18 protein-coding genes are annotated in these 22,675 nt (G+C 69.1%); 9 read left to right on the top strand and 9 right to left on the bottom strand.

The genetic code is table 11. From position 1 onward, the window contains the following. Positions 1–9: 9 nt before the first annotated feature. Entirely contained in the window at positions 10–1,224 is a 1,215-nt protein-coding gene (locus tag PZE19_RS09370) for an aspartate aminotransferase family protein (protein ID WP_277860325.1), read from the bottom strand. A gap of 104 nt (positions 1,225–1,328) precedes the next feature. Further along, positions 1,329–2,213 (bottom strand): acetylglutamate kinase, encoded by an 885-nt coding sequence (gene argB, locus PZE19_RS09365; RefSeq protein WP_303652570.1) that lies wholly within the window; start codon positions 2,211–2,213, stop codon positions 1,329–1,331. A 350-nt stretch (positions 2,214–2,563) separates the two neighbouring features. Between argB and PZE19_RS09360 the strand changes: the two genes are divergently transcribed. Further along, complete coding sequence (locus PZE19_RS09360; protein ID WP_277860323.1) at positions 2,564–3,856, top strand: citrate synthase; 1,293 nt, start codon at positions 2,564–2,566, stop codon at positions 3,854–3,856. 66 nt (positions 3,857–3,922) lie between these two features. Here PZE19_RS09360 and PZE19_RS09355 read toward each other — a convergent pair whose 3' ends face one another. After that, a complete protein-coding gene (locus PZE19_RS09355) occupies positions 3,923–7,291 on the bottom strand; it encodes a glycoside hydrolase family 38 N-terminal domain-containing protein (protein WP_277860322.1) in 3,369 nt (1,122 codons plus the stop codon). A 273-nt stretch (positions 7,292–7,564) separates the two neighbouring features. Here PZE19_RS09355 and mscL point away from each other — a divergent pair, with 273 nt between their 5' ends. Continuing rightward, positions 7,565–7,975: a large conductance mechanosensitive channel protein MscL gene (gene mscL / locus PZE19_RS09350; protein WP_368411287.1), complete on the top strand. Its 411-nt coding sequence runs from the start codon at positions 7,565–7,567 to the stop codon at positions 7,973–7,975. On the opposite strand, the gene PZE19_RS09345 is transcribed toward mscL, so the two are convergent. Continuing rightward, entirely contained in the window at positions 7,935–8,864 is a 930-nt protein-coding gene (locus tag PZE19_RS09345) for an FAD:protein FMN transferase (RefSeq protein ID WP_277860320.1), read from the bottom strand. The genes mscL and PZE19_RS09345 overlap by 41 nt on opposite strands. A gap of 190 nt (positions 8,865–9,054) precedes the next feature. On the opposite strand from PZE19_RS09345, the gene PZE19_RS09340 reads away from it, so the two are divergent. The 5 genes from PZE19_RS09340 (at position 9,055) to PZE19_RS09320 (ending at position 15,474) form a co-directional block, all read left to right on the top strand. Then, a complete protein-coding gene (locus PZE19_RS09340; protein WP_277860319.1) occupies positions 9,055–10,104 on the top strand; it encodes a formylglycine-generating enzyme family protein in 1,050 nt (349 codons plus the stop codon). 150 nt (positions 10,105–10,254) lie between these two features. Next, positions 10,255–11,520 (top strand): Gfo/Idh/MocA family oxidoreductase, encoded by a 1,266-nt coding sequence (locus tag PZE19_RS09335; RefSeq protein WP_277860318.1) that lies wholly within the window; start codon positions 10,255–10,257, stop codon positions 11,518–11,520. A 174-nt stretch (positions 11,521–11,694) separates the two neighbouring features. Continuing rightward, positions 11,695–12,579, top strand: coding sequence for a ThuA domain-containing protein (locus tag PZE19_RS09330; protein ID WP_277860317.1), 885 nt, complete (start codon positions 11,695–11,697; stop codon positions 12,577–12,579). Between the two features lie 178 nt (positions 12,580–12,757). After that, positions 12,758–14,761 (top strand): M13 family metallopeptidase, encoded by a 2,004-nt coding sequence (locus PZE19_RS09325; RefSeq protein ID WP_303652567.1) that lies wholly within the window; start codon positions 12,758–12,760, stop codon positions 14,759–14,761. Between the two features lie 173 nt (positions 14,762–14,934). After that, positions 14,935–15,474 carry a hypothetical protein gene (locus PZE19_RS09320; RefSeq protein WP_277860315.1) on the top strand — a complete coding sequence of 180 codons (540 nt, stop codon included), beginning with the start codon at positions 14,935–14,937 and terminating at the stop codon, positions 15,472–15,474. Positions 15,475–15,496: 22 nt separating this feature from the next. Here PZE19_RS09320 and PZE19_RS09315 read toward each other — a convergent pair whose 3' ends face one another. Genes PZE19_RS09315 through PZE19_RS09300 form a run of 4 tightly spaced genes read right to left on the bottom strand, consistent with a single transcriptional unit; the run spans position 15,497 to position 19,532 of the window. Continuing rightward, entirely contained in the window at positions 15,497–16,648 is a 1,152-nt protein-coding gene (locus PZE19_RS09315; RefSeq protein ID WP_277860314.1) for an HlyD family secretion protein, read from the bottom strand. Between the two features lie 33 nt (positions 16,649–16,681). Then, complete coding sequence (locus PZE19_RS09310; RefSeq protein WP_277860313.1) at positions 16,682–17,434, bottom strand: ABC transporter ATP-binding protein; 753 nt, start codon at positions 17,432–17,434, stop codon at positions 16,682–16,684. Positions 17,435–17,440: 6 nt separating this feature from the next. Beyond that, entirely contained in the window at positions 17,441–18,880 is a 1,440-nt protein-coding gene (locus PZE19_RS09305; protein ID WP_277860312.1) for an ABC transporter permease, read from the bottom strand. A 10-nt stretch (positions 18,881–18,890) separates the two neighbouring features. Continuing rightward, the gene (locus PZE19_RS09300; RefSeq protein ID WP_277860311.1) at positions 18,891–19,532 is read right to left on the bottom strand and encodes a CerR family C-terminal domain-containing protein; all 642 of its coding nucleotides are present in this window, start codon (positions 19,530–19,532) and stop codon (positions 18,891–18,893) included. Between the two features lie 179 nt (positions 19,533–19,711). On the opposite strand from PZE19_RS09300, the gene holA reads away from it, so the two are divergent. Together holA and PZE19_RS09290 are read left to right on the top strand one after the other, a co-directional pair. After that, positions 19,712–20,716 (top strand): DNA polymerase III subunit delta, encoded by a 1,005-nt coding sequence (gene holA / locus PZE19_RS09295; RefSeq protein ID WP_277860310.1) that lies wholly within the window; start codon positions 19,712–19,714, stop codon positions 20,714–20,716. A 248-nt stretch (positions 20,717–20,964) separates the two neighbouring features. Next, positions 20,965–21,213, top strand: a complete 249-nt coding sequence (locus tag PZE19_RS09290) for a BON domain-containing protein (RefSeq protein WP_277860309.1) — start codon at positions 20,965–20,967, stop codon at positions 21,211–21,213. A gap of 313 nt (positions 21,214–21,526) precedes the next feature. Here the strand turns inward: PZE19_RS09290 and PZE19_RS09285 are convergent, their stop codons facing one another. Then, a complete protein-coding gene (locus PZE19_RS09285) occupies positions 21,527–22,438 on the bottom strand; it encodes a hypothetical protein (protein ID WP_277860308.1) in 912 nt (303 codons plus the stop codon). Positions 22,439–22,675 lie beyond the last annotated feature (237 nt).

Genomic DNA, 22,675 nt, shown 5'->3' with positions numbered 1-22,675 from the left:
TGGAGCGACTCAGTGCTGGGCCTCCCGCAAGACGTCGGCCAGGATGGCGCACCCCTGGTCGATCTGTTCGTCGCTGATGGTCAGGGCCGGCAGCAGCCGGACCACGTGTCCGTGGGTCGCGTTGATCAGGAGCCGGCGCGACAGGCACTGGGCCACGACGTCCGAGGCGTCGAACGTCAGGTCCAGGCCGATCATCACGCCGAGGATCCGGATCTCGCGGATCTTCTCGGGGATCTCCGCCTGCAGGGCCTCGAACTGGGACCGGAACCGCTCGCCGATGGCGGCGCCCCGGGCCAGCAGGCCTTCTTCCTCAATCGTCTCGACGGTGGCCAGCCCGGCGCGGCAGGCGATCGGGTTGCCGCCGAAGGTCGAGGCGTGCATGCCAGGCTTGAGCACCGCGGCGATCTCGGGCTTCGCGATCATCACGCCGGCCGCGATCCCCCCAGCCAGGGCCTTGGCGCAGGTGAGGACGTCGGGCGTGATCCCGGAATGCTGGTAGGCGAACCACGACCCGGTGCGGCCCATGCCGGTCTGAACCTCGTCGAGGATCAGGAGCGCCCCGCGGTCGTCGCACAGCTTGCGGAGGCCCGGCAGGAAGTTGCGCGAGGGGATCTTGACGCCCCCTTCGCCCTGGATCGGCTCCAGCATGACCGCGGCCGTCTGGTCGTCGATCGCGGCGGCGACGGCCTCCAGGTCGTCGTACTTCATGTAGACGAAGCCGGGGACCATGGGCTCGAAGCCCTCGTGGTACTTGGGCTGGGCCGTGGCCGTCAGGGCGGCGAAGGTCCGGCCGTGGAATCCGCCTTCCATGGTGAGGATCTTGAACTTGCCCCGGGGGTGGCCGTAGGCCCGCGCCAGCTTGATGGCGGCCTCGTTGGCCTCGGCCCCGCTGTTGCAGAAGAAGGACTGGCCGCCGAAGCTCCGCTCGGAGAGGGCCCTGGCGAACTCGCCCTGGGCCTCCATGTACCACGTGTTCGGCACGTGGATCAGCCGGCCGACCTGGTCCCGGACCGCCTCGACGACGCGCGGGGGGCAGTGGCCGAGGAGGTTGCAGCCCCAGCCGGGGAAGAAGTCGAGGTAGCGACGCCCCTCCGCGTCCCAGATCCAGGAGTTCTCGCCGCGGACCAGCGAGACCGGGTAGCGGCGATAGTTCGGCACGACGTAGCGGTCGAACTCGGCGATGGTCTCCTGCGAGGTCGGGTGCGTGGTCTGAGCGTGTGCCAAGGGAAAAGCTCCAGGGGGGACGCGACGATGGGCCGTCGCGCGCCTCGCGTCGCGGTGCGGAGACGTCGAGAAGTCGGGAGCGGTCGTCGCCCCGGGCGGTCGGGTCAGCGGACGAGGACGGGCCGACGGCCCGGGGGGGAGGCCCTGTCGGTGTGTTCGTCGGCCGCGATCTCGGTGCCGACGCCGCTCTCGGTGAAGATCTCGAGCAGCAGCGAATGGCGGAGCCGGCCGTCGATGATGTGCGTCTTGCGGACGCCCGCTTCGAGGCTGGTGAGGCAGGCCTCGACCTTGGGGATCATCCCCTTGTCGACCACCCCGTCCCGGATCAGATCGCGGCAATCGTCCGGGGTCAGACCCCGGATCAGGGTCGAGGGTTCGTTGCGGTCGCGGAGGATCCCCGGGGTGTCGGTCAGGAAGACGAGCTTGTCGGCGCGGAGGGCCTGGGCGACGGCCGCGGCGGCCGTGTCGGCGTTGACGTTCAGGAGCTTCCCCTCCTCGTCCTCGTCCTCGGCGAGCGAGGGGAGCACGGGGACGACGCCGGCCAGGCAGAGGTTCTCGAGCACGGGCGCGTCGACCTCGACGACCTCGCCGACCCGGCCCAGGTCGGTCGGCTCGCCGTCCTCGACGGGCATGAGCAGGCGACGGCCGAAGAGGCACTGGCGCGTCTTGTGGTGCAGCCCCGAGGCCCGGCCGCCGAACTTGTTGATGTGCCGCTCGATGTCGGCGTTGATCTCCTCGGCGAGGACCCGCGCGACGATCTCGAGCGTGGCGTCGTCGGTGTAGCGGCGGCCCTTGACCCACCGCGGCGTCAGCCCGGCCTTCTCCATCGCCACCGTGATCGCCTTGCCGCCGCCGTGGACCACCACCGGCCGCATGCCGACCGTCTGCATGAACACGATGTCGACGAGCAGCGCCTGCAGCGACTCGGGGCTCTCCATCACCGAGCCGCCGAGCTTGATGACCGTGTACCGGCCGTGGAACTTGCGCATGTAGCCCAGAGCCGCGATCAAGACGTCGGCTTTTCGGATGGCCTCTTCATACACGGCTCGGCCCCTCGACCCGGAATTCGATCCCCGCGCGCCCCGCCAGCAAACCGTCATTCTGCCCGCCGGCGTCGCGAAAGTAAAGACGGTTCGCCGCCGGATCGGCGGCGCCGGCCGCGGCGGGCCGGTCGCCCCCGGCGCAAGCGTCGAAAGGGGCGGAAGGCGGGGACTTTCCGGCGGCGGCGAATCATTCCCAAGTCGAAAACCGCGTGTAGAATGAAAGAATCGACGGGTGCGTTCTGCGACGAACTTTTGGCGGCTGGGCCTGCCGGTGAAGCCGCGTGGAGATTGAGGCGATGGCGCGGACTGCGACCTTGACGTTCGAAGACCGGTCGATCCAGTTGCCGGTCGTGGAAGGCTCCGAAGGGGAGCTGGGGGTGGACATCGCCAAGCTGCGGTCCGGGACCGGCCTGATCACCCTCGACCCCGGCTACGGCAACACCGGCGCCTGCACCAGCGCGATCACCTTCATCGACGGCGAGAAGGGCATCCTCCGCTATCGGGGCATCCCGATCGAGCAGCTCGCCAAGAACTCGACGTTCGTCGAGGTCGCCTGGCTCTTGATCTTCGGACGGCTCCCCTCCCAGGCCGAGCTCGACGACTTCCGCGAGCGACTGGTCCGCAGCGCCCCGCTCCACGAGGCGTTCAAGCACCACTTCGAGGGCTTCCTGGTCGACGCCCCGCCGATGGCCATCCTCTCGGCGATGGTCAACACGATCGCCTGCTTCCCCCGCCGGGGCGCCGAGTCCGAGAGCCCCGAGGAGAACTTCCTCGAGAACGCCGCCCAGCTCATCAGCAAGGTCCGCACGATCGCCGCCTACTCGTACCGGCGGTCGATGGGCCTCCCCTTCATCTATCCCGATTTCAAGCTGCCGTACGTCGCGAACTTCCTGCACATGATGTTCTCGACGCCCTACGAGCAGCACATCGCGTCGCGCGAGGTGGTCGACGCGCTGAACCTGATCCTGCTGCTGCACGCCGACCACGAGCAGAACTGCTCCACGTCGACCGTGCGGATGGTCGGATCCAGCCAGGCGAACATCTACGCCTCGTGCGCCGCGGCCGTCGGGGCGCTGTGGGGGCCGCTCCACGGCGGGGCCAACATGGCCGTCCTCGACATGCTCGAGGCCATCCACAAGGGGGGCATCAGCGCCGCCAAGGCCGTCGAGATGGCCAAGGACCCCAACGACGACTTCCGCCTCATGGGCTTCGGCCACCGCGTCTACAAGAACTTCGACCCCCGCGCCAGGATCCTCAAGCAAGCCGCCGACAAGGTCCTCGGCCAGCTCGGCGTCAACGACCCGCTGCTCGACGTCGCCCGCCAGCTCGAGGAACTGGCCCTCGAGGATTCCTACTTCGTCGAACGCAAGCTGTACCCCAACGTCGACTTCTACAGCGGCATCATCATGCGGGCGATCGGCATCCCGACCAACATGTTCACGGTCATCTTCGCCATCGGCCGCATGCCCGGCTGGATCGCCCAGTGGAAGGAACAGCACGACGACTCCAAGGCCCGGATCGCCCGCCCCCGCCAGATTTACACCGGCCCCAACGAGACGGAGTACGTCCCCATCGACAAGCGAAAGTGACCCCGGCCGGCGAATCGACCGCGAAGGAGCGACGCCGGGGCGTTCCCCCGGCGTCGCTTCGCGCGCTCAGTCCGCAAACTCGGCCCTCAGGGTGATGATGGATCGGGCCGGGACCGTGATCGCGTCGCCGACCTCCTGATTCGGCTGCTCGCCGGTACCGCTCAGGCGGACCTGCGTGGGCGTCAGGCCCCAGGTCAAGCGGACGCCCCTCGGCTCCTCGGCCCCCATCAGGCGGACGACGATCGCCCGGCCGTCGTCGCTCGGCTTCAGCTCGGCGACGAGGACGTCGGGCGGGTCGACCTGGAGCAGGGGGGCGGACGCCGGCGCGCGGCCTCGGCCCGGGACGACCACCAGGGGCTGGGTCAGGGCGACGGCGAACCGCGAGGCCTCGGCGTCGGCGACCCGGCCCTTGTGGGGGCGGACGACGTATCGGAAGACCGCCGGGCCCTCCTGGTACGCCTTGTAGTTGGTCCCCCAGTGGTTGTTCATGGCCCACGAGTCGACCTCCTGGGTGGGCCCGATCTTCTGCCGCCAGACGGCGGGGTCGCCCTGGGAGTTCAGCAGGTTGGCGGTCAGGCCGCCGAGCTGGACGAGCGGCGCGTCGAGCGTCGCCCAGGTCGCGCCGAAGTCGGCGTTGGCGACGTCGACCCAGCGGCCGACGGTCAGCCAGTTCTTGCACGAGCCCGCGAGCTGGTCGACCTCGGGGCGGAATACGGTAAGCGGGGCGTCGATCCGGATCTCGCCGCCGGGGACGTGGAACGGGAAGGCGAAGTTCAGGCTCTCCTTGCCTTCCTTCGACATGTAGCTCGCCGCTTCCAGGCGCTTCTTGTCGACGGTGTTGATCATCTCGACGTGGCCCGAGCCGGCCGCCAGGCGGATCTCGCGCGAGAGCCTGTGGCAGCCGGGCGCGGTCGACTCGATCGTCAGGGAAGCCACCAGCGGGCCGTTGTTCCGCACGCCGATCGTCACCGGATCGTTGCGGCGGGCCGCCGCCGGGTCGTCGCCGGTGAAGTACAGGTAGTCGTTGAGCGCGTGCCCCCCGCTCGAATCGACGAGGTTCGCGTCGATCCCCTCGGCGCGCAGCTCGGCGATCGCCCCGGTCGTCTCGTCGATGAGGACGCGGAGCTTGTCGTTGGCGAGGACGGCCCCAGCGGCCGTGGCCGGGGCGGGAGGCGTCGACGACGGCGAGGCGTCCGCGGCCCGAGCCCGGATCGTGTAGCGCCGGCCCGAGAACGGGGGCAGGTCGCTCACCAGGAGCGCCAGCTCGTCGTTCGCCAGCCGTTGCGCCGGGACGGCCTTGCCGGCGTCGTCGGTCGCGAAGTCGCCCGCAGGAGCGACCTCGCGGGGGATCGACACGACCTCGGTTCGAGGCCAGGACGAGGTGTTGTAGACGTCGATCCGGCTGACCCGCGCGGCCACGTCGTCGCCGCGGACGGCGGGGTCCGGTTCGAAGCCGTTCGCCCCCATCGCCGCCCGGCCGAGCAGCCTGCGGGACTGGAGGTTCGCGGCCGTCGCGAACGACTGCTTGATGGCCCACTGGTCGGTCGTGAAGGGGATCGCCGGCTGCGTGACGCTGCAATGCGCCCCCCAGGTGTGCTCCGAGAAGAGCAAGACGTCGTCCCACGCCCTGTCGAACTCGGCGGCGGGGAAGCGGCGGGGCTGGAGCATCGCCCAGAGGGCCTCGGCCTGCGCCAGCCGGTCGGACGCGGCGCGGTTGAGGGCCATCTCGACCGCCGTGGAGCCCGCGCCGTCTTCCCAGTAGGCCGTCCAGTCGCCGCGGACCTCGGGCAGCTTGTCGCCGTACTTCGCCTCGAACGCGCGGAAGGCGAGGCTCGTTGAGGCGATCACGAATCGGGGCGAGGCGTGCGTAGCGTTCCAGTCCTTGACGAAGTCGCAGATCGACCCGTCGGGCGTCGCGTTGTCGCCCAGGCCGGACCAGCGGATGTAGGCGATGTCGTAGGGGTATCCCCGGCGCTCCAGGTCCTCGCAGAACTCGCGGGCGAACCGTTCCGACGGCTCGTGGTAGAGGTGCGAGAGCGCGTAGCCCTTGCGGGGGATCCAGACGAGCACGCGCGAGGTCCCGTCGGGGCCGACCCACCAGAACGGCTTGTTCTCCCAGTTGGCGAGGATCCCGCCGATCCGGTCGAAGAAGTTGGGCGCGACCGAGAAGTAGCGGATCCCGGCCTGGTTCATGGCCGAGACGGTCCCCCAGGTGTAGCCCGGGACGTCGCTGATCATGGCCGCATCCACGGGCTTGCCGGTCAACTCGCCCAGCCTCGCGGCCTCGCGGAAGAGGCGGAGCAGCTCGGCGGGACGGCAGAGGCCGGTCAGCGTGTTGAGCAGCATGCCGTTAAGCCCCACGGAGCCGTCCTGGACGCCCTTCACGAACGCGGCGCGTTCGGCCTCGCCGAGCCGCTCCAGGAAGATCTTGGCGACCCAGGTGCCCTCGACGTTCCAGACGAAGCGGGCGCCCTCGGGGAAGTCGGCGGTCCGGCGTGCCTCGGCCATCCCCTGGAGCAGGTTGTTCACCTGCTTCTCCTCGATGTCCGACTGGATCCCGGTGTAGCCGACGTCGGTGTGCGAATGGGGCAGGACGTAGATCGTCAGCGGCCGAACGGGCGGGAGGTCGACCGTTCGCGAGGCGACGGCCTCGCCGCCGGCCTCGATCGCGACCTGGATCGTGCGGGCGGAGTCGGCCGCCGGGATCGGGAAGGACTCCACGCGACGGCCGAAGGCCAGGTCGACCGGCCGGGGCTCGCACCCTGCGACCCTCAACGTCGCCTGGACCGGCTCGACGTAGGGACACGCGATCGCGACCTGGAGCGTCTGCACGACGCCGGCGGGCGTCTTCGGGAGGATGGCGTCCGCCTTGGCCTCGACGCCGAGCTGCGTCGGCTTCGGGTCGGTCCCTGCGACAGAGAAGAACTCGACGCTCTGGCCGCCGACGTTGGGCGAGCTGCCCGGGATCAGGGCCTTCACCTGCCAGCGGACGTAGCGGGCGCGGACGGGCGCGAAGGCCGAAGTGGTCGTCGCCCCCGGATGGGGCTGGTGGTGGATCGCGACCCGGGCCAGTTCCTTCGAGAAGTCGGGCACGTCGCTGAAGACGAGGTCGGCCTCGGCGACGACGTCCGGGGTCCGGCGCTGGATGTGGCGGAAGGCCCCGACGGCGGTCGGCGCGCCGAAGTCGAAGTCGACGAACGTCGCCGCGCCGGCCGCGTGCGAGGCGTACTCGGGATGTAGGCCCCAGCCGGCGGACGGCGTCGGCTTGAGGAGGTTCTCGGCACCGTAATCGCCCGGGAAGGCCGGCGAGGAGGCGACCGCCTTGACGGCCGCGGGGGCGAGCCGCGTGTAGCCGTCTGCGAGGGCCGGGCCGGCGGTCACGGCGACAACGAACGCGAACGCGGGGATTCTCAAGGCGAGCGAGGAGCGTGGCACGATGGGCCTCCAGGGGGGGAGGGGCCCTCGCGGGGCGGGAGGTGGCGGCGTCGCCAGGTCGCGCGGGGTGAGGGCGGATCCGGGGGGAGGCGGCGCGTCGGTCGGTGGGACGCCGCCGTCACCAGATATAGCCGCGCCCGCCGCCTCCCGCAAGGACGCCGCCGCCCGGCCGGCACGTCATGTGCGATCCCTGTCGGCCGGATTCACCAACCCGATACAGGAGGAGTCGGCATGGGACTGAAAAACATCGACCCCACCAGAGAGGTCTGGTCGCTGCTGGAACAGTTCAAGAAGTTCGCGTTCAAGGGAAACGTCGTGGACCTGGCGGTGGGCGTGGTGGTGGGCACGGCCTTCGGCAAGATCGTCGACTCGCTGGTCAAGAATATCATCATGCCCGTTCTGGGGGTCTTCCTGCCCGCCGACCAGGGCTATCAGCACTGGGCCTGGACGATCGACGGCAAGACGATCCCCTACGGCCAGTTCCTCGCCGAGATCGTCAATTTCCTGATCGTGGCCGCGGCCCTCTTCGTCTTCGTCGTCAAGTTCCTGGGCTGGCTGACGAGGAACAGCAAGGAGGAGGCGGCGAAGCCGACGCCCGCGCTGACCAAGGACCAGATGCTCCTGGAAGAGATCCGCAACCTGCTCAGGGAGCGGGTCGAGGCCGGGCTCGAGGCACGTCCTTGAACCGGGACGACTCGTACCGCCGGAGGCCCTCGGGCGTCTCGCGGGTGAAGACGCCCGCCGCGCCGGGGACCGAGTCGATCAGGGCCAGGCCCTTCTCGGGCCCGAGCATGTAGGCCGTGGTCTCCAGCGCGTCGGCCGTCGCGCCGTCGGGGGCGACGACGGTCACGCTGGCGCGGTCCTCGATCGCCCGGCCGGTCTTCGGGTCGATGATGTGAGAATACCGGCGGCCGTCGATGACGACGAAACGCTCGGCGTCTCCCGAGGTGGAGACGGCCTGGGCCTTGAGCGACAGGTAGATCTCGGGCTCGGTCTTCGAGGGCTCCAGCGTGGCGACGCCGATCGTCCAGCCCGGGGCGTCGGGCGGCGGGCCGGAGACGGCGATGTCGCCCGCGCCGGCGACCAGGGCCCGGTCGATCCCCTGGGCGCGGAGCACGTCGATCGCCGCCTGCGAGGCGTAGCCCTTGGCGATGCCGCCGACGTCGAGCTTCATGCCGGACTTCGTCAGCCGGACGGTCCGGGCCGCGGGGTCGAGGACCAGCTTGTCCATGCCCACGAGCGGCAGGGCCTCGGCGAGCTTGTCGGGCTCGGGGAGCTTGCGCTCGCGGCGGGCGCGGCGCCACAATCGGCCCACGGGCGCGATCGTCGGATCGAGGCGCCCTTCGGTCCTGTCGTACCAATATCTGGATCTCTCCAGCACGTCGAACAGCTCGGGGCCGACCGCGACTGGGGGGCCGCCGGAGGCCGCCGAGAGCCGGGAGAGTTCGCTGTCGACGTCATAGTCGCTGAGCACCGCGTCGAGCCGGGCGATGCGATCGAACGCGGCGCGGGACGCGCGTCTGGCGGCGGTTTCGTCGGTGGAGTATAAAAGAATCTTGAACGAGCTTCCCATGTGCGTCTCGACGAACTCGAAACGCCCAAGCTCGCCCGCCGACCCCGAACCGACGAGAGTCGAAACCAGGACCAAAGCGCTCAGGCGAACGCTCATGGGTGACGGAGCCACGGTATCCCCCCCTGACGATCCCCATTCGCCGTCCGAGCGCGCGTCTCGGTCGGAACTCGACCTGCTGGAGCATATCAAAGTGAGCCGCTCGACGCACGCCCCCCGCCTCGCCGTGGCCCTGGCCCTCGCCTTCTGCTGGGCCTGGTCCGGCCCGGCCGCGGCCCAGGCCCCCGTCGTCAAGACCGAAGCCGAGATGAAGGCCTACAACCAGGCCATCCCCGGGACCGACGTGAAGTTCGACCTGGTGCCGATCCCCGGCGGCCAGTTCCTGATGGGCAGCCCCGATTCCGAGGAGAAGCGCGGCGAGGACGAGGGCCCCCAGCACCCCGTCGCCATCGCCCCGTTCTGGATGGGCGCCCGCGAGGTCACCTGGGACGAATACGATCTCTTCTGCTTCTCGCTCGACCTCAAGAAGAAGACCCGCGAGGGCGTCGACCTCAAGAACCAGGTCGCGACCGAGATGAAGGCCGACGCGGTGACGCGGCCGACCCCGCCCTACGCCGACATGACCTTCGGCTACGGCCACAAGAACCAGCCGGCCATCTGCATCACCCACCACTCGGCCATGGAATACTGCCGCTGGCTCTCCGAGAAGACGGGCCTCGTCTACCGCCTGCCGACCGAGGCCGAGTGGGAGTACGCCTGCCGCGCCGGGACCAAGACGGCCTACTTCTTCGGCGACGATCCCGCCGGGCTCGAGGAATACGCCTCGTACGTCGAGAACGCCGAGAAGCCCCAGCCGGTCGGCAAGAAGAAGCCCAACCCCTGGGGCCTTTACGACATCCACGGCAACGTCGCCGAGTGGTGCCTGGACCACTACGTCCCCGACTTCTACAAGCAGTTCGCCGGCGACAAGCCCACGCTCGAGCCGTTCGCCCCCCCCACCGCCAAGGAGTATTCCTACGTGGTCCGGGGCGGCTCGTGGGACGACGACGCCGAGAAGCTCCGCAGCGCGGCCCGACGCGGGTCGGACCTGGAGTGGAGCGTGCAGGATCCCCAGCGTCCCCAGAGCATCTGGTGGCACACCGACGCCACCTTCGTCGGCTTCCGCGTCGTCCGCCCTCTGAACGAGCAGGAGTCCCTCAAGGGGCTCAAGTCGCTCGTGGTCAAGGGCAAGGGGACCCGCTGAGGCCCGCCTTGCGATCCCGATCGGAGTCCTCATCCCATCGAGAGTCCAGATCGTAGCGAGTGGCAACCTTCAGTCCGGGGCGGAGACGTCGCCCGACCACGTGAGGCCGGCTGCGTCCCGCCTACCCCTTCCCCCCGGAGTCGTCGAATCATGACCGGTCCCAATCGTCGCACCTTCCTGAAAACCTCGTCCGCGGCCGCCGCGGGCCTCGGCCTCATGAGCAACGCCCACGCCCGCGGCAACGACGTCATCAAGGTCGGCGTCGTCGGCTGCGGAGGACGGGGCACCGGCGCCGCCGACAACATCTGCGAGGCGGCCGGCACCACCTACAACATCAAGATCCACGCCCTGGGCGACATCTTCGAGGACCACCTCAAGAACTGTCGCGAGAGCGTCAAGAACAGCCAGAACTCGAAGGAGAAGTACGACGTCGCCGACGACCGCTGCTTCGTGGGCCTCGACGCCTACAAGAAGGTCATCGACTGCTGCGACCTCGTGATCCTCGCCACGCCTCCCGGCTTCCGCCCCGGCCACATCGAGGCCGTGGTCAAGGCCGGCAAGCACCTCTTCGCCGAGAAGCCCGTGGCCGTCGACGGCACCGGCATCCGCCGGGTCATCGCCGCCGCCGAGGAGGCCAAGGCCAAGAAGCTCTCCGTCGTCGTCGGCACCCAGCGCCGCCACCAGCCCGGCTACCTCGAGAGCATGAAGCGGATCCACGACGGCGCCATCGGCGAGATCAACGGCGGCCAGGTCTACTGGAACCAGGGCGCCATCTGGGCCAACAAGCGGCAGCCGAGCTGGAGCGACGTCGAGTACCAACTCCGCAACTGGTACCACTTCGTCTGGCTCTGCGGCGACCACATCGTCGAGCAGCACGTCCACAACCTCGACGTGGCCAACTGGGCCATCGGCGCCCACCCCGTCCGCGCCGTGGGCATGGGCGGCCGGCAGACGCTAGCCGGGCCGGAGTTGGGCCAGAGCTACGACCACTTCGCCGTCGACTACGAGTACCCCAACGACGTCCACCTGATGTCGATGTGCCGCCAGATCCCCGGCTGCGAGAACAACGTCTCCGAGACGATCGTCGGCACCAAGGGCCGGTTCCAGAGCGGCGGCTACCGCTTCTCGGGCGCCAACAAGGAACGGGTCCGCGTGCAGGACGGCAACGCCTACGTCCACGAGCACACCCACCTGCTGGAGAGCATCGTCGCCGGCCAGCCGCTCAACGAGCTGAAGCAGGTCGCCGAGAGCACCCTCACCGCGATCATGGGCCGGATGTCGGCCTACACCGGCCAGGCCGTGACGTGGGAGCAGGCGCTCGAGTCCAAGCTCGACACCTTCCCCAAGTCGCTCGACATGAAGGGGAGCATGGCGGAGCCCGAGTTCCCCCGGCCGGGCGTCACCGAGCTGATCTGACCTCTCTCGGACGGCCCCGGCCGCCCCGAATCGCCTGACCACCGACGATGGGGCGGGGCGTCGCGAGGACTTCCTCCCGGCGCCCCGCCCTTTTCCTTTCGCAGCCCGTCGGCGAGCCCCGCCGACGCCCCTCCACGATTCCCCCCCCTTGAGACACCCAGTCGAGGACGCCCCATGACGCGGTATCGCTTCGTCGGCCTCGCGGCCCTCCTCCTCGCGGCGACCTTCGTCGCGAGGGCCGAGGCCGCGGACCCGACCAAGATCGTCCTGATCGCCGGCCGGCCCAGCCACGGCCCCGGCGACCACGAGTTCAACGCCGGCTGCAAGCTGCTCGCCAAATGCCTGGCCGAGGTCCCGGGCGTCGAGCCCGTGGTCGTCGCCGGCGGCTGGCCCAAGGACGAGTCCGTCTTCGACGGCGTCAGGGCCCTGATCTTCTTCATGGACGGCGGCGGCGGCCATCCCGCCATCCAGGGCGACCACCCGGCCAAGCTCCAGAAACTCGCCGAGAAGGGCGTCGGCCTCGGCTTCATGCACTACGGCGTCGAGGTCCCCAAGGGCGAGCCCGGCGACAAGTTCCTCGACTGGATCGGCGGCTACTACGAGACGGCCTTCTCGACCAACCCCCACTGGAAGGCCGCCATCGAGAGCCTGCCCGACCACCCGATCGCCCGCGGCGTGAAGCCGTTCGCCGTGGTCGACGAGTGGTACTACAACATCCGCTTCCGCCCGGAGATGAAGGGGGTGACACCGATTCTCGTCGCCAAGCCGGACGACGCCACCCGCGACAGCTCGCACACGTCGCCGGCCGGCCCCTACAAGCATATTCAGGATGCCAAGGGCCGCCCCGAGGTCCTCGCCTGGGTCGTCGAGCGGCCCGACGGCGGCCGGGGATACGGATTCACCGGCGGCCACGCCCACGCCAACTGGGGCGACCCGAACTTCCGCAAGCTCAACCTCAACGCCATCCTCTGGACGGCCGGCCTCGACGTCCCCGCCGGCGGCGTCGCCTCCGAGGTCACGCCCGAAGAGCTGAAGCAGAACCTCGACCCCAAGAAGTGACGCGGGCCGAGCGGGCGGCCCAGTCGCCTTGATTTCGCCGCCCGCATCCCCGAACCTAAAGGCTCCGGCCGCGCGCCCGGGCCCGGCCCCGCCGGGCGCGGGCGTCTCGCTTTCGAATCCTCATCAGGGAAGGACCATCCGCGTGTTCCAGCGCTCAGGACCCCGCCTCGCCCTCATCCTGGCGGCGGCCGCCGCCGTCTCGCCCGCGGCCCGGGCCGACGACCCGGCCCCGCTCCGCTCGGGGGTCGACCCGACCGGCTTCGACAAGTCGGTGCGCCCCCAGGACGACTTCTTCCGCTACGTCAACGGCGGCTGGATGGAGCGGACCGCGATCCCGCCCGACAAGTCGCGCTGGGGGACGTTCGACCAGCTCATCGACGAGAGCGACGCCGCCATCCGGGCCATCGTCGAGGAGACCCAGAAGGCTGACGCGCCCGCCGGCTCCGAGGCGCGCAAGGTCGGCGACCTCTACAGGAGCTTTCTGGACGAGGCCCGGGCCGACGAGCTGGGCGTCAAGCCCCTCGCCGCCGACCTCGCCCGCGTCGAAGCCCTCACCGACAAGAAGGGCCTGATCGCGCTCCTCGGCCAGCTCCAGCGCCAGGGCGCGGGCGGCCTGTTCGGCGCCGGCGTCTCCGTCGACGCCAAGAAGTCCGACCAGTACGTCACCTACATGGGGCAGGGGGGCATCAGCCTCCCCGACGAGTCGTATTACCGCGACCCCAAGCAGCAGGAGATCCGCGACAAGTTCGTCGCCCACGTCGCCAGGATGCTGACGCTCGCGGGCGTGCCCGACGCCCCGGCCGAGGCCGCCGCCGTGCTGGAGCTGGAGACGGCGATCGCCAAGAACCACTGGGACCGCGTGAAGCGCCGGGACCGGACCCTCAGCTACAACAAGAAGACGTTCGCCGAGCTGGAGACGCTCGCCCCCGCCATCGACTGGAAGACCTGGTTCGAGGGCCTGGGGGCGCCCAAGCTCGACGAGATGGTCGTCGCCCAGCCCGACTTCTTCGCGGCCGCCTCCAAGCTGGTCGAAGAGGTCCAGCTCGACCGCTGGAAGACCTGGCTCCGCTGGCGGCTGATCCACGACGCGGCCCAGTACCTGAGCAAGCCGTTCGTCGACGAGGACTTCGCGTTTTTCGGCAAGACCCTCTCGGGCACGCCTGAGCTGCGCCCCCGCTGGAAGCGCGGCGTCGGCCTGGTCTCGGGCTCTCTGGGCGAGGCCGTCGGCAAGCTCTACGTCGAGAAGCACTTCCCGCCCGCCGCCAAGTCGCGGATGAAGGGCCTGGTCGACAACCTGATCGCCGCCTATCGCGAGGACATCGGCTCGCTCGAATGGATGAGCCCCGAAACCAGGGCCAAGGCCATCGACAAGATGGGCAAGTTCAACCCGAAGATCGGCTACCCCGACAAGTGGCGCGACTACTCGAAGCTGGAGATCAAGCCCGACGACCTGCTAGGCAACGTCCGCCGCGCCGACGCCTTCGAGAACGACCGCGACTTCGCCAAGCTCGGCAAGCCCATCGACCGCAGCGAATGGGGGATGACGCCGCACACGGTCAACGCCTACTACAACCCGACGCTCAACGAGATCGTCTTTCCGGCCGCCATCCTCCAGCCGCCGTTCTTCGACCTGGATGCCGACGACGCCGTGAACTACGGGGCCATCGGCGCGGTCATCGGCCACGAGATCGGCCACGGCTTCGACGACCAGGGTTCGAAGTCGGACGGCGACGGCAACATGGTGAACTGGTGGACCGACGCCGACCGCAAGGAGTTCGACGCCCGCGCCCAGAAGCTCATCGAGCAGTACGGCGGCTTCGAGCCCAAGCAGCTCCCCGGGCAGAAGGTCAACGGGGCCCTGACGATCGGCGAGAACATCGGCGACCTGGGCGGCCTCACGATCGCCTACAAGGCTTACAAGCGGTCGCTCGCCGGCAAGGAGGCCCCGGTGATCGACGGCCTGACCGGCGACCAGCGGTTCTTCCTGGGTTGGGCCCAGGCCTGGCGCGGCAAGATCCGCGACGCCGAGCTCTCCCGCCGGCTGACCCTCGACCCCCACTCGCCGGCCGAATTCCGCTGCAACGGGGTGCTCCGCAACCTGCCCGAGTTCTACGCGACGTTCGACCTCAAGGAAGGGGACAAGCTCTGGCTGCCCCCCCAGGAACGCGTCCGGATCTGGTGACGAAGCGCCCGCCGCCCCGCATCGATGCGGGGCCCGCCCAGGCTCATGACCCGGCCGTCCCTCGCCCCACGCGGGGGCGGCGGGGTCCGTTTCGGGCCCCGTTTGACGAGGCCTGGGAGGTCGGTTAGCGTGGACCGGGGAGGTCCCACAGAGTTCGTCGCGCGGAGGATCGCATGGCCTCGACGCTCGCCCGATGGATGATCCTCGCCGGCCTCGCCGTCGTGACGGCTCCCGTCGCGGCCCAGGTGCAGGAACGGCCCAAGGCGGCCACCGAGCCCGAGATGTCCTTGCGGATCGAGGGGCAGGTCGTCTGCCAGTCGATCGAGGGGTACGAGGACTACGAGGAGCGGCCCGAGGCCGAGCAGACGAGCGACGAGAAGCTCCTCGTCTACTTCCGCCCCAAGAACTACGCGATCGTCCGCAAGGGCGAGGACTACGCGGCCCACTTCACCCAGGACGGCCAGATCCGCGCCCTGGGGAAGAAGAAGGTCCTCCTCCGCAAGGAGAAGCTCCTCGACTACGAGGCCGTCTCGAAGACGCCGCCGCGGAACCTCTACATCAGCAACACGTTCTCCCTGAAGGGCCTGCCCCCGGGCGAGTATGAGTACGACATGATCCTCCGCGACGAGAACCTCGAGAAGGCGACCGTCACCGCCTCGGTGAAGTTCCGGGTCGTCGCCGCCAAGCTCCCCAAGGCCGAAACCGATAAATGAACCGCCGGCCGCGGCCCGGCGGTCACGGGCGGGCGGGTTCCGGCCCCGAGGCGGCGGATCGCTCGCCCAGGTCGAGGAAGACGTCCATCTGCTGGCCGACGTAGACCTTGGACGGCGGGTTGTCGGGGAGCGCGTAGATGACCTGGAGGACCCGGGTGTCGACGCGTTCGGAATTGTCGCCGGTCAGGCTCTTCTTGGGGATGACGTAGGGCTCGATCCGCACGAACTTCAATGGGAACTCGGGGTCGGTGCGGCCCTTGAGCGTGGCGACGCCGGGGACGCCTTCGCGGAAGCGCGGGAGGTCGTTCTCGTCGATGTCCACCCGGACGTGGAGCCGGTCGACCTCGCCGAGGACGACCATCGGCTCCTTCCAGGCCATGGTCGCGATCTGGCCGGGCCGGACGTTGACCTGCAGGATCTCGCTGTCGACGGGGGCGCGCACGGTCAGCCGCTCGATCAGGATCCGCGTGCTGTCGACCTGGCTGCGGGCCTGGAGGACCGCCGCGCGCTGGACCTGCAGATCCTCCTTCCATGCGCCCGCCTGGAGCTTCTCCAGGTCGGCCTTGGCGCGGTCGACGGCGGCCTTGGCGGCGAACTTCGTGTAGCGGTCGCGGTCGTAGTCGCTGGCCGAGAGCATGTTCCGCTGGTAGAGCTGGGAGCTGCGCCCGAAGGCCGCCTCGGCGTCGAGCAGCTTGGCCTCGGCCTCTTCGAGTGCGGCCTGGGCGGGGGGCAGGTCCTCGGCGCGGGGCATCCCTTCCAGCCGATGAAGCTGGGCCTCGGCGGCGGCCAGCGTCGCCTCGCGCGCCGTCAGCTCGGCCTCGAGGTCGCGGCCGTCGATGCGGAAGAGGGGCTCGCCCTTCTTGATCCGATCGCCGACCCACTTGTGGGGCGGGTCGTAGCTCGGGCGGCCGTCGACGTACACTTCCATGACCACGCCCGGGACCGGCGTCCCGATCGGGATGTTCTCGCGCTGGGCTTCCACCAGCCCCATGCCGTGGACGCTCGCCTGGAACCGCGAGGGCCGTTCGGGCGGCGGCAGCAGCGGCTTCGAGGGGGGCGGGACCTTGCTCTTGAACACCGGCCGGCCCGACTCCATGGTCAGGTTGTAGGGCACGACGCTGCGGACCGCCAGCGCGATTCCCAGCAGGGCGACGATCGGCAGAACGATTCGCATGAACATGTTCGTGGTCCCGTAAAGTCGCGGCCGTCAGGCGGCGGAGAGGCTGGGGTCGCGATCCTCGATCTTGACGACCCGGCCGTCGTCCATGTGGGCGATCCGGTCGCCGAAGTGGAAGACGCGGTTGTCGTGGGTGACGACGACCACGGCTCGGTCGGGCCGGACCGCCGCCTCGCGGAGCAGTTCCATCACGGTCAGCCCGGTCTCGTGGTCGAGCGCGGCCGTCGGCTCGTCGCAGACGAGCAGCTGGGGGTCGTGGACGAGCGCCCGGGCGATCGCCACCCGCTGCATCTGCCCTCCGGAGAGCTGCGACGGCAGGCTGTCCACCTTCTTGCCCATGCCGATCGACGTGAGCACCTCGGCCGCACGGGCGACCGCCGGGCCCTTGCGCCAGCCGGCGATCACGAGGGGGATCGAGGCGTTCTCGGCCGCCGTGAGCGCGGGCAAGAGGTTGTATTGCTGGAAGACGAAGCCGATCCGACGGGCGCGGAACCGCGTCTTGGCGCGATCGCCCATCCGCGTGATCGTCTCGCCGAAGACGGCGACCTCGCCCTCGTCGGCGTTGAGGATGCCGGCGATCACCGACAGCAGCGTCGTCTTGCCGCATCCCGACGGGCCGACGATCAGCGACATCCGGCCGGCGTAGACGTCGAGGTCGACCTTGTCCAGGGCGACGACGCGTTGCTCGCCCGAGCCGAAGCCCTTGGACAGCCCCCGCACGCGGACGGCGATCGTCCCGCCCCGGGCCGTCTCGTCGACCGCCGTTGAAGTCGCGACGGACATGGCGAATCAGCTCCGGAAGACGACGGCCGGTTCCAGTCGGACCACCCGCTGGACGCTCACCAGGCTCGCCAGGACGCAGATAAAGAGGATGGCCGCCGCCGTGATCGGCAGGAGCTGCCAGGGGGTGAAGTACGCCAGCTCGGTGGGGTTGCCCCAGCGGTCGAGCGTCTTGAAGCCGAAGAGCGTGGAGAGCCCCACGCCGATCCCGTAGCCGATCGCCCCCACCACGGCCGCTTGCAGGAGGATCATCGAGACGATCCGCCCGTTCGACGCCCCCATCGCCTTGAGCGAGCCGAACTGCTTGATGTTCTCGATCGTGAAGTTGTAGAACGTCTGGCCGGCGATGGCCGTTCCGACCAGGAAGCCGAGGAACACCGTGATGCCGAAGTTGATCGGGATCCCGGTGTAGATCAGGTAGTACTTGATCGTGCGGAACATGAAGTTCTCGCTCGTCCACGACCCCAGCCCCGTGTCGCGGCGGATCCGCTCGGCGACGACCCCGGCCGACAGCTTACGGCCGGCCCCGTCGTCGGCCGTCTGGGCCAGGATGAACGTGAGCATCTTCCGCTCCATCGGCATGAACCGCTTGGCCCGGCTGTACAGCGTGTAGACGACCGGGTTCGACTGGAACGTCCGCGTCGCCTCGCAGACCCCCACGATCACGGCGCGATGGTCGTTCATCTCGATCTCGGGGGCCGCCCGGACGAAGGCCCGCAGCCGATCGGCGTAGGCCCGCTCGCTCTCGGGCGGGTCGTCGAACGGGTCTTCCAGGTGGCAGCCCGGGAAGAGCTTCCTCAGGCCGACGCGGTCGACGATGATCGACTCGGGCCGGCGCAGGTCGGCGAGCCCGCCGACCCACATGCGGCCCTTCGCGCCCTCGCCGATCATCGGCCCGTCCGGCGGCGCGCCGACCATCGACGAGTCGTCGACCCCGATCAGGTTTACGGACTCGACCACGTTGACTTCGGCGGGGTCGTACCAGCGCGGCGGCGGCGTCGAGAAGTCGCCGGATGAGGGCGCGAAAAGGTCCAGGACCTTCGTGAAGACGTTCGCCGGCGACCCCGACCTCGCCGCCTCGGCGCGCTCGCGGGCCAGCGCCTCGGCCGGGTACGTCTTGGCCTTCAGCTCGTCGGGGTCGAAGATCAGCTTCGCCCGGCCGTTGCCCTTGTAGAGCGGGACGGCCCATTTCACGCCGGTCACCCCCCGGACCCGGTCCAGGTTGTTCTCCAGCATCGGCTTCACGTCGTCGACGAACCGGACGCCCGGGTCCATCACCCAGAGGTCCGCCCCGGTGACGTCCGAGATCAAGGCGCAGGTGCGGAGCATCAGGCCGCAGAAGATCGAGCCCTGCTGCGTGATCAGGGCGGCCGCGAACGTCAGGCCGATCACGATCCCCGCGAACTTGGCCCGGTCGCCCACCAGCATCTTGATCGCGATCCAGTTCATGCCGTGATCCTTATGCTCGCGGATCCGCGTCCCGCCCCGCCGGGGGCCCGAGGCCCAGCGCCGCGAGCGAGAACGTCGCGACGTGGTCGGCGAGATAGGCGATGTCGAGCCGCCCCAAACCCTCCGGGCCGATCAGCCTTCCCGTCACCTCGCGAGTCATCCGGTACATGAGGCACTGGCCGACGATGCTGAAGCAGAGCACGTTCAGCCGGCGGTCGTCGGCCTCCGGGCGGATCTCCCGCACGATCGACTTCAGCAGCTCGAACCGCGGACGGATCCACTCCTGGATCACCGCGTCGAGCGCCGAGGTGGGGGAGAAGATCTCCCGCATGATGAGCTGGGCCTGCCACGTGTCCTCGTCGGAGCCGGCCACCACCTGCTCGAAGAAGAAGCGGATGAACGCCCGAAGTTTCTCCGCCGGGGGGACGTCGCCGATCGTCGGGGTCACCACCGAGCTTCGCCGCTTGTACGCCTCCAGCAGCACGGCCCGGTAGAGCTGCTCCTTGTCGCCGAAGTGGTAGTTCACCGCCGCCAGGTTCGCCCCGGCCCGGTCGCAGATCGTCCTGATCCGGGCCAGTTCGAAACCCTTCTCGGCGAACTCCCGCCCCGCCGCCTCAACCAGTCGCGCCTTCGTCGTGTCCGGAATGGCCATTCGTCCCTGAAGCGTCTAAAACATGGGTTTCAAACGAGCGTTTCAATCGATTGTATATCTCGTCCAATCGCGGTCAAGGTGATTCCGGCGGAATCCGTCGCGGGCCGACCGCTCTCGTCAGCGGTGCGGGAATCTGGCAGGATGCGGGGGGATCGGACGCGGTGCGTTCGGGAGGTGCGATGAGGGGCCTGGACTGGTTGAAGCAAGCCTCGGGACCGGGCGGAAGGCCCGTCTACGTCGTGTACGGCGACGACGCCTACCTGCGCCGGGAGGCCATCCGGCGGTCGATCCGGGAGGAGATCCCCGGCGACGAGGCGGACGTCGGCGTGGTGCGGTTCGAGGGAGCCTCGGCGAAGCTCGCGGACGTCGTCGACGAGCTGCGCACGCTGCCGTTCTTCTCGAAGCGCCGGGTGGCCCTCGTCGAGGAGGCGGACCCGTTCGTGACCGCGTATCGCAAGGAGCTGGAGGCCTACGTCGACGCCCCCAGCTCTTCGGGATGCCTGATCTTGGCCGTCCGCACGTGGCCCAGCAACACGAGGCTCGCCAAGTCGGCGGCCAAGGCGGGGCTGCCGATCGACTGTTCGAGCCCGAGCGAGTCCGACCTGATCCGCTGGCTCCCCGCCTACGCGACGAGGGCCGAGTCGAAATTGGGACCGGACGCGGCGAAGCTCCTGCTGGAACTGGTCGGGCCCGAGCTGGGGATCCTTGTCGCGGAGGTCGAGAAGCTGGCGATCGCCACGGCCCACGTCGGCGAGATCCGCCGCGAGGACGTCGCCCGATTCGTCGAGGCCGGGCGCATCGAGGAAATCTGGGACGTCGTCAACGCGGCCACCGAAGGACGGGGCGAGCAGGCGGCCCGACTGCTGGACGACCTGATCGCCAAGGGCGAACATCCGGTCAAGCTGCTGGCACAGATGTCCTCCACGCTGATCCGCGTCTACAACGCCGGCCGGCTCCGGGCGGCCAGGCTGAGCGTCTCGGAAGCCTGCAAGGCGGCCGGCGTCCCGCCGTTCCTGGAGCAGCAGGTCGTCCGCCAGCATACCCACCTCGGCCCGAGCCGCGTCGATCGGCTCCCGGCCGACCTCCTCCAGGCCGATCTCGACGTCAAGGGGGGGAGCCAGCTCAACCCCCGCGTGGTCCTCGAAATGCTGCTCATCCGGCTCTCGCGGCCGCGCGAGGATTGAGCAGGCCCGCTATCGCCTAAAGTCGCGCGAACTCAGGCGACGGATCTTTCGGTCGCCCTCTCGTCGGCCCGTGTTTTGCTTGATCATGTTTCCAGTTCATGAATAACGAAGGAAAAAGCCGACGGCTTTTTCCTTGTGTTCTAGGCTGGTCGTGTCAAGCTGGATGGACGACCGCGTTCGTGAGACCGGCTTGCCTCTTGCTTCATGATTGTCATCACGAATCGTCTAATTAAGTGGAGTCAGGTTCCATGGAGCCTCTCGAACCCGTGGAAATGACGTCGCTGACGGAGCAGGTGGCGGATCAAGTGCGTCGCTACACCTACGGGCGCATCCGGAACCTCATGGTCGAGGAGACCCGTGGCAAGGTGGTGGTGAGCGGCGAGGTCCGGACCTGGCATTCCAAGCAACTCGCATTGCAGGCGGCGCTCGAATTGCTGTCCGGGGATCGTTTCCGCGAACGGATCACCGTCGTCGGGCCCGGCTACTCGTCGCGCTGACGCCGCCGGCCGTCGCCGTTGGAGAACATTCGGGCGTCCCGCTCCTCGCGAGTCGGACGCCCTCGGTGTTTCTAGACCGTGGAAGACCCGGGAAACGCGGTAGACTCGTCCGGTCGCGAAGGCGTGGCGATCTCAGCGGCCTGGGGAAGACGAAGGGGCCATAGCAAGAACAGGGAAGGGGGGCGGCCCGTATCTAGGAAAGGGGGGAATCCGAGCCGGCGGCGGGACCGATGAAAAAAGCGGCGACCCTTGGATCGGGCCGCCGCTTCGCGCAGGGATGCGTTCTATGCCGTGTTTCGACAACCCTCAGACCTCAGGCGACGCCCTTGGCCTTGCGGCCGCGGGCCTTCCAGGCGAAGCCGCCGACCACCAGGGTCCAGGCGAGGACCGTCGTGGGTTCGGGCACGCCGATCTGCGGGGCCAGGCCCGAAACATAGGTCCAGCCCATGTAGGTCTCGCCGGCGACGCCGTCCAGGCCCGAGCCGGCGTACGCCGTCACCCAGAAGCCCTTGCCCGGCGCCAGGCCGACCAGGTCTTTGAAGTTGGCGACCGTGAATTCGAGTTGGGGGTGCGAAGGAGAGGGGTCGTAGGCCAGGTTGCCGAGGTACTTATTCATCGGCGTGCCGAACATGTAGGCCAGGCCGCCCGAAGAGCGGTTGAGGTCGACCTGCGAGACGGTGTAGCCGTTCGTGCCGAGGCCGTTGAGCGACTTGTCGGCCGGCACGCCGGCGATGGCGACGACCTCGCCCGGTTTCGTGGGATCGGTCGGGTTCTCCTTGGCGATCACCAGCGCGAACGACTTGTCGCTCGTGGGCGTGCCTGCGCCCAGGTGGGCCGGGTCGTAGGCCGTGGGCGTGCCCGAGGGGTCGCCGTTGGCCTGGCCGAACGGAGCGTACGTCCCGCTGCTGTTCGCCCAGGTGTTGAAGCCGACGGCCAGCGAGTTGTTGCCCGCCGAATCCTCGCCGTAGCTGAAGCGGATGTCCTTGACGTTCCAGCCCGAGACCCAGCCGTTCTGGGTGATCCAGCTCGACTGGCCGATGGTCGTCGGCGAGGACGTCACCTCCTGGGTGAAGACCTTGCCGGATTCGGCGGTGCCGCCCCCGCTGGGGAAGTCTTTCTCGACGAAGCCCGTGAGGTTCACGGGGACGGCGAGGCAGACGGCCGGACCGGAACCGATGAAAGCGCCGAGTGCGAGGCCCCACAGGCCCAAGCGACGGTAAACCATGACGAGACTCCTTCTACGTATGGTCGTTTCGTCCCGCGGAAGCCGGGTGGGGCGTGACGCTGTCCTCGCGTCAGCCGGGACGAGTAAGCCAGGCGTTGATGCGACCAGGGCCTGGCGAGCAAACCACGACTCAGCCAGATGGTCAAGTTGATGGATCGATTCGCTGTTTCCAGCCGACGGGAATGATCGGGGCTCGTGCCCGGCTCGCTCGCGCTCGGCTCACCACCGTCTCCCTCG

This window comes from Paludisphaera mucosa (assembly GCF_029589435.1).
Lineage (GTDB): Bacteria > Planctomycetota > Planctomycetia > Isosphaerales > Isosphaeraceae > Paludisphaera > Paludisphaera mucosa.
The sequence above is the reverse complement of the archived record's forward strand: the minus strand, read 5'-3'. Positions and strand labels throughout refer to the sequence as shown.